Origin of the sequence: Kitasatospora sp. NPDC002551 (assembly GCF_040296005.1) — a bacterium.
Taxonomy (GTDB): domain Bacteria; phylum Actinomycetota; class Actinomycetes; order Streptomycetales; family Streptomycetaceae; genus Kitasatospora.
Genome location: NZ_JBEOWI010000125.1, coordinates 1 through 6,144, shown reverse-complemented (window position 1 = coordinate 6,144; position 6,144 = coordinate 1). Strand labels below are relative to the sequence as shown.

Annotated in this window: 4 protein-coding genes; all 4 read right to left on the bottom strand. The window is 70.1% G+C overall.

Annotated features, from left to right (window positions below; genetic code table 11):
- Positions 1-111: 111 nt before the first annotated feature.
- From ABT093_RS40230 to ABT093_RS40215, 4 genes are read right to left on the bottom strand one after another with little or no spacing between them, the layout of a single operon-like run.
- Positions 112-576 carry a hypothetical protein gene (locus ABT093_RS40230; protein WP_350572473.1) on the bottom strand — a complete coding sequence of 155 codons (465 nt, stop codon included), beginning with the start codon at positions 574-576 and terminating at the stop codon, positions 112-114.
- Between the two features lie 38 nt (positions 577-614).
- Positions 615-2,870 (bottom strand): hypothetical protein, encoded by a 2,256-nt coding sequence (locus ABT093_RS40225; protein ID WP_350572472.1) that lies wholly within the window; start codon positions 2,868-2,870, stop codon positions 615-617.
- Positions 2,870-5,581, bottom strand: coding sequence for a hypothetical protein (locus ABT093_RS40220; protein WP_350572471.1), 2,712 nt, complete (start codon positions 5,579-5,581; stop codon positions 2,870-2,872). Before ABT093_RS40220 ends, ABT093_RS40225 begins: the two co-directional genes overlap by 1 nt.
- A complete protein-coding gene (locus ABT093_RS40215; protein WP_350572470.1) occupies positions 5,581-5,976 on the bottom strand; it encodes a hypothetical protein in 396 nt (131 codons plus the stop codon). The genes ABT093_RS40220 and ABT093_RS40215 overlap by 1 nt, the downstream gene beginning before the upstream one ends.
- Positions 5,977-6,144: the final 168 nt, after the last annotated feature.

Sequence of the window (6,144 nt, the reverse complement as noted above, 5' to 3'; positions counted from 1 at the left end):
CTCCGTTCCTTCGGTGCCGGCCCGGGGGCCGGCGGAGCGCCGCCGGCGAGCTGCCGGCGGCGGGACCATCATGCCAAGACGTTGCGAGCCGGCCGGTTGCCGTGGCCGCGGTCACGAGAACTGCCCGTGCCACGAGTCGGAGTCCAGGGCGTCGAGCTGCGCTTCTTCCTCGCGGGTGAGCCGGTCGGTGAAGCGGTCCCAGCGCTGCAGCTCGGCCAGGAGGTCGCCTTCGGCCGGCTGCACGATCGCGGTCTCGCCGGACTGCAGGAGCAGAACGACGTCGCCGTTCTCCTCCAGCCGGGCCTGCGTCCAGTTCAGCCCCCGGCGCCGGGTCGCGCTGAGGTTGAACAGGTAGCCGAGTTCCGCGGACTCCGCTCCGCCGACGAGCGGCCGTATCCAGATCAACTGCGGGTCGTCCTCGTCGACGCGGTGGTGGCGGGCGAGGGCCTGCAGGAACACCTCGGTGCCCTCGTCGTCGAACACCCTCAGCTGCGCGCCGGCGTCGACCGGATCCCCGCTGCTGCTGTGACGGCCGGCGATGAGATCGGCGAGCCGGGTCTGCCAGGTAGTGCTCATGCGGACATTCTCCTTCTGGGCGGGATGGGCCGGTGGCCTCAGTGGTTGCTCTTGACGACGTCCTCGACGGGCTTGCCGCCGAGGTGGGTGATGCCGCGGGCCTTGAACGACTCCAGCAGCGCCGTGCGCTGGTGCGCGTAGTGGCAGACGATGCGGCTGGGGGCCTCCGCGCCCAGCAAGTCGATGCCGTCGCGGAACATGATTTCGTTGTTGGACGCGTTGTGCGTGGCGATCTTCAGAGGGTCGCGGGTCAGCCCCGACGCCTTCTTCTTGTCCGGGCTGACCCCGTACTTGTCGCCGTTGTAGGCGTAGTAGTCGGACCGGCGCATCAGGACGGTCGGGTCGTCCCAGATCAGCTGGCCGCCGTAGCCCGACGCCGGGGTGTTCGAGACGCGGAGGAAGACGGAGTTCGCCCCGCCCGTGTACTTGTCGGCCTGCTCGGACATGCCGATGCCGCCGCCGATGCCCATGACCGCGCGCTTCTCCGTGGAGGCCAGCACCCCGGTGCCGAACAGGGCGACCATGTCGCCGCTGCCGATGCTGTGCGTCAGCGACCGGCCTTTGTACGCCTCCTTGATCTGTGCCGTCTTGCCCGTGACGTCGAACCGCGACCACGTCAGCCAGCCGCCGGATGTCGCCGGCGTGGGGTCGTACCCGGCGCTGGCCGCCAGCGCGTCCCCGCTGTCGAAGCCTGTCGCCTTGGCGACGGCCTCCCTGAGCACCTTCACCTTCTTCGGCAGGACCTTCTGCGCGGCTTCCAGCTGGATGCGCTTGACCTGGTAGTGGAGCTCGTCCTCCCCCAGCCCGATCAACGACTCGGCGCGCTGGTGCACGATCTCCTGGACCTGCAGGTCCTCCAGCCCCTTGGCCTCCTCGAAGGCCGCCTTCATCCCGGGAGCGTTCGCCAGGTTCTGCGCGGTCACGTTGTTGGACAGGTAGGTCCATTCGCCCTCGGCGGCCGTCATCGGGGCGTTGACCAGGTGCAGCTGTTCCAGCCGGTCGACGAGCTGCTTGCCGTGGCCGGCGCCGACGGGCGCATGGACCTCGAGCTGGCCGCGCATCGAGAACTCGGTGCTGTGCGGGTCGTTGGCGGCGTACGGCCGGTAGACCGCGCTCCAGCCGTCGCCCAGGTCGATCGCGTACTCCTTGCCGTTCGCCTTGCTGCGGCTCTTGCCGTCCCAGGACGTCTCGCCGCTCTGCTCGTCGAGCGAGGCCTTGATGCGGCTGGCGTCGCGCAGCTGCGCGGTGAGCATCCCCGGTTCCGGCTCGTCCGCCGGGGCCGGTATCTGCTTGGTCACCATCTTGGTGACCGGCAGGCCGTGCGGGTCGAAGTGCGCCATCGGCGCACCGCCGTTCTGGATCTTCTCGCCGACGGTGTTGACCTGGTCCAGGTAGTACTGGGCCATGGCCTTCTCGTCGTCCGTCAGGTTCGGCGAGGCAAGGACCGCGTTCACCGCGTCGAGGGCCTTCTGGTGCTTCTGGATCGAAGCCTCGGACATCGGGCCGCCGCCCTTGAGCTTGTGCTGCACCGAGGTCGTCGCCGCGGTCACCAGCTCGGCGAGCTGCGCCTTCTTGTCCAGCGCCAGACGCTCCTTGGTCTCCTCCTCGACCTGGACGTCGACCATCTTGGTCCCCGACACGCTCAGCGCGTCGAGCAGCTTGCCCTCGGCCGCCTCGCTGACGTGCGCGAGCAGCACCTCGCGGGGACCGTCGGGGGAGAGGTAGGAGACCAGCGCCGCCTGCGAGTTGAGGAAGTCCTCTCCTCCGACCAGGATCGGCGTGCCGAGGGCTGCGCCGGCCACCGGAGCGTCCGGAACGGGCGTCAGTGGCGGATCGGCGTCCTCCGGCGCCTCCTCCGGCTCGTCCTCGGGTTCCTCCTCGAACGCGGGTCCGGCTCCGGCTGCGCCTTCGGCGTCCTCCTCGGCGGCGGGAGCGGAGGCGGCGCCCTCCTCCTCGGCCGGCTCGTGCGCGGCCTCGTGCTCACCAGCCTCGTCCACGGGGCCGTCCGCGGCCTCCCCGTGTTCCTCTTCCGGCTCTGCGAGCGGCGCCATCTCACCGCCCGCCTGCCCGCCGAGCACCGGCTCACCGTCGGTGGTCCACACACCGCCCTGCTCGGCGAGCGGCACCTCGTTGGGGAAGTCGGGCATCAGCATCGACGCCAGCAGCGCCGGGTCGATCTCGCTCACCGGCTCGGGGGCGGCAGCCGCCAGGTTCGGCGGCTCCGGGGGCGCCTCGGTCGAAACCGTCGGGGAGACGGCGTAGGACTCGTGGCTGCTCTTCGAGTTGGTGCCCATCACTCAGCTCCGTGCTTCAGCGACGCCGCCTGCGGCATCTTCAGGTCCTTGACGAAGAACTCCGCGAAGGCCTTGCGGAGGTTCTGCTTGCGTTCGACGGCGTGGTCGAGGAACGCCTCGGCGATCTGCTCGGTGCTGACCTTCGCGGCCGCGATGCCGTGCTTCTTGGCGGCCTGCTTGCGCATCGCGGGCACCCAGTGCACGCCGCTGCCGGCCTTCGCGCCCTCGTACGCGGTGGAGTGCAGCATGGAGCGCCACTGGCTGTCCGGGATCGCCTCGAAGCTCTTGATCACCGGCTGCACAACGGCGTGATTCACCTTGACGCCGTCGGCCAGGCCGCCGCTGAGCGCCGCAGCGTAGAGCTTCTGGTGGACCGGGTCGTACGACCCACCGCCGGAGGGGGCGTAGCCGAGGGAGAGCTTGTCGCTGCCCCAGTGCTTGAACGCTTGCCCTCGGTCGATCTGCACCAGGCCGCCCGACGCGGTCCGCAGCACGTTGGCCTGGTGGCCGTCGTGGTCACCGACGATCCAGGAGCCGACGTGGGAGCGCACGATCGCGTCGACGTCCGACTGCGACCACTTGCTCGGGTCGGAGGCGAAGTGACTGGCGCCCTTGAGCATCGGCTGGACACTGCCGACCTTGCCTCCGACTTTCTTGACGTACACCGGGACCGCCGGGACGCCGCCCAGCGAGAGCGCGTGGGACGCGGCCGCTTCCGAGTGGGCGATCACCCCGCCGTTGTGGTCCGCCTTGAACAGCCAGCTGGAGCCGTCCGGCGCGGAGTGGAGCGTCTTGCTGTAGGTGCCGCCCAGGTTGGCGGGCGTCCCGGCACCGAAGTCCCACGAGCCGACGACGTCGGAGTCGATCCGGGCCGGCACGTCCTGAGCGGTGGCCTTGACCTGCTGGAGGCCGGCGATCAGTGCTTGGACCTTGCCGTTGAACGATCCCGGAGCGGCCGGCTTCTTCGGGGCCTTCGGGATCGGCTTCGTCGGTCCCGCCGTGGCGGCCTGGGCCAGCTTCTGGGCCTGCACAGGGCTGGCGCCCATCTTGATCGCGGCCTCGACCTTGCTCTCTTGGGTCAGCCCGCCGGTGCCCGCACCGCCCGCGGGCGGTGCGGACGTGGTGCCCGTGCTGCTCGCGAGCTTGGACTTGAGGGCGTTGACCGCCTCGTCGGAGGCGAGCGGGGACGCGGCCTTGGCGGCCGCGGCCGCCTGCTTCTTGGCCGCCGCCGCCTGGACCTTCGCGTTGATCGCGTCCTTGTCCAGCGCGGGGTTGAAGTTGGCGGCGATGTAGCCCTGGAGCTGGGCACGGTTGGCCTTGCCCGGGTCCGGCATCCCCAGTTCGCCGGCCACCGCGCGCAGATCACCGATCTTCTGGCTCTTCGCCCAGGCGTTGAACTCGGTGGTCAGCGCCTTCGGGTCGACCTGGTGGGTGTTGAGAAGCGCGGGGTTGGCGAAGCCGATGTCGACGGGAGACTGCAGGGTCTCGTGGATCCACCCCTGCGCCTCCTGCTGCAGCGTGTGCAGCTCGCCGGTGCTCTTCGCCCAGGAGGCGACCTGGGCCGCGGCTTCGGGGCTGCCGGCCAGATCGGGCAGCGTCAGCTCAGTGTGGATGTCCTGCTTGCCGCCCTGATGGACGTCCAAGGCGTTGTCGAGCGCCTTGAGCTGGTCCTTCCGTGCCTGAGCGGTCGCCTTCAGCGTCTCCTTCTCAGCCTCAGGCGTCCCCGTGCGCAACAGCCCGACGAGCTCGACCGGCTTGAGGTGCTGGGCCTCGGTCAGGGACATCTCCCCCGAAGCCACCGCCTCCTGAACCAGCGGCATCACCGTCGACTGGTTGATCTTGGCGACCGCAAGGGGGTCGCCGGTCCACACCTGGATCTCGTTCTTCTTCGTCTCCAGGTCGGGAGTGTCGGGCGAGTGCGCGGTCAGGACCTGCTTCTCCGCGTCGAGGAGGTTCTTCAGCTTGTCGCTGTCCAGCACCCCCTTGGCGTAGGCCGCCTCGTGGCTCGCCTGGGTCCACGCGTCCACCGCGGCCTTGAACTGGTCCGGCGTCGCTGCCCACGTTCCGGCTGGCGCGTCCGGGGCGCCGCTGGTGCCCTCGATCTGCTGAAGGTCGGCCAAGGTCATCCCGCCGACCGTCTGTCCGGCCGCGAGCTGCTCGTACCTCTTCTGCGCGACGGCCTGGATCTTCTGCTTGGACGGGATGTCGTCGTTGTAGTACGGGTCGAGCCAGTGGACGAGAGGGTGCTGGCTCGACCCGGACAGGCCGACCAGGGCAGGGTGCTCGAACCCCTTGGCGGCGGCGATCTGCTGCAGCTCTTCCGGGTCGAGCGCAGTGAGGTAGGCCAGGGACTGTGCGCGCAGGGCGTCGAGCTGCGCCTTGACCTCCTCCTCGGAGGCGCCCTCCGCCTTCAGCTGCTCGATGGCCTCCCGAGCGGCCTTGATCTGGTCGGCGAAGATGTCGTACCGCTCGACCGGGTCGTCGGGCAGCTCCGGGTAGTTGCCGGTCGCCACGCCGTTGCCGACGGCGAGAGCGTCCAGGTTGTCCATGGCCACCATCAGGTCGGTCGTCGCCTTGACAAGACCGTCGCTCAGCTCGGGCTCCGCCGACGCGGCGGCCAGGCCGACGCCTTCGCCTGCCTCGACGGTCTCGGGAGCGCCGGTCGGCGCGATGGCGTAGGAGGAGTGGGAGCTCTTGGAGTTGGTGCCCATCACGCACCGGTCCGCGGAGGCAGCGCGGGGATGACCTCGCCGAGGAGCTCGTCCAGGAGGAGATCAGCGGCGTGCCGCAGGTCCAGCGCGCCCTCGGGCAGGTCAGCCGCGGCGATCTGGCACGCGCCCGCCTCGGCCTCCCACCGGGCGATCCGCTCGGGCGAAACTCCCTCGGCCAGCCGCTCGCGCCAGGGGTTGGCCTCGTCGTAGACCAGGGGCACCCATACGACGTGCTGCGCTGGCTCTGCGCCCTCGGCAGTGTCCAGTGCGAGGACGGCGACGGGGTCGACGGGCATCCCCAGGGCGGGGTGCCAGACCATCAGGATCCACAGCTTCCAGGTGGTCTCGGTGTCGGTCTCAGTGCTCGTCGGCTGTGGCTCGGGGGGTGTCGACATGGCGGAAGCCCTCCTTTTCCGGGTTCGAGGGATAGAGGTGTCGAACCCGGCCCCCGTGTGACCGAGACCCGGGGAGAAATCTCCGCCCGCCCCGGGAAGCGTGGCCGCCCGGCGAACGGGATCGGTCGGCGGGCGCCGGATGCCTGACCCGACGGTCCTCCACCCGAA

Coding starts and splice junctions, on each gene's coding strand:
- ABT093_RS40220 (WP_350572471.1), bottom strand. CDS start 5,581: ATGGGCACCAACTCCAAGAGCTCCCACTCCTCCTACGCCATCGCGCCG.
- ABT093_RS40215 (WP_350572470.1), bottom strand. CDS start 5,976: ATGTCGACACCCCCCGAGCCACAGCCGACGAGCACTGAGACCGACACC.
- ABT093_RS40225 (WP_350572472.1), bottom strand. CDS start 2,870: ATGGGCACCAACTCGAAGAGCAGCCACGAGTCCTACGCCGTCTCCCCG.
- ABT093_RS40230 (WP_350572473.1), bottom strand. CDS start 576: ATGAGCACTACCTGGCAGACCCGGCTCGCCGATCTCATCGCCGGCCGT.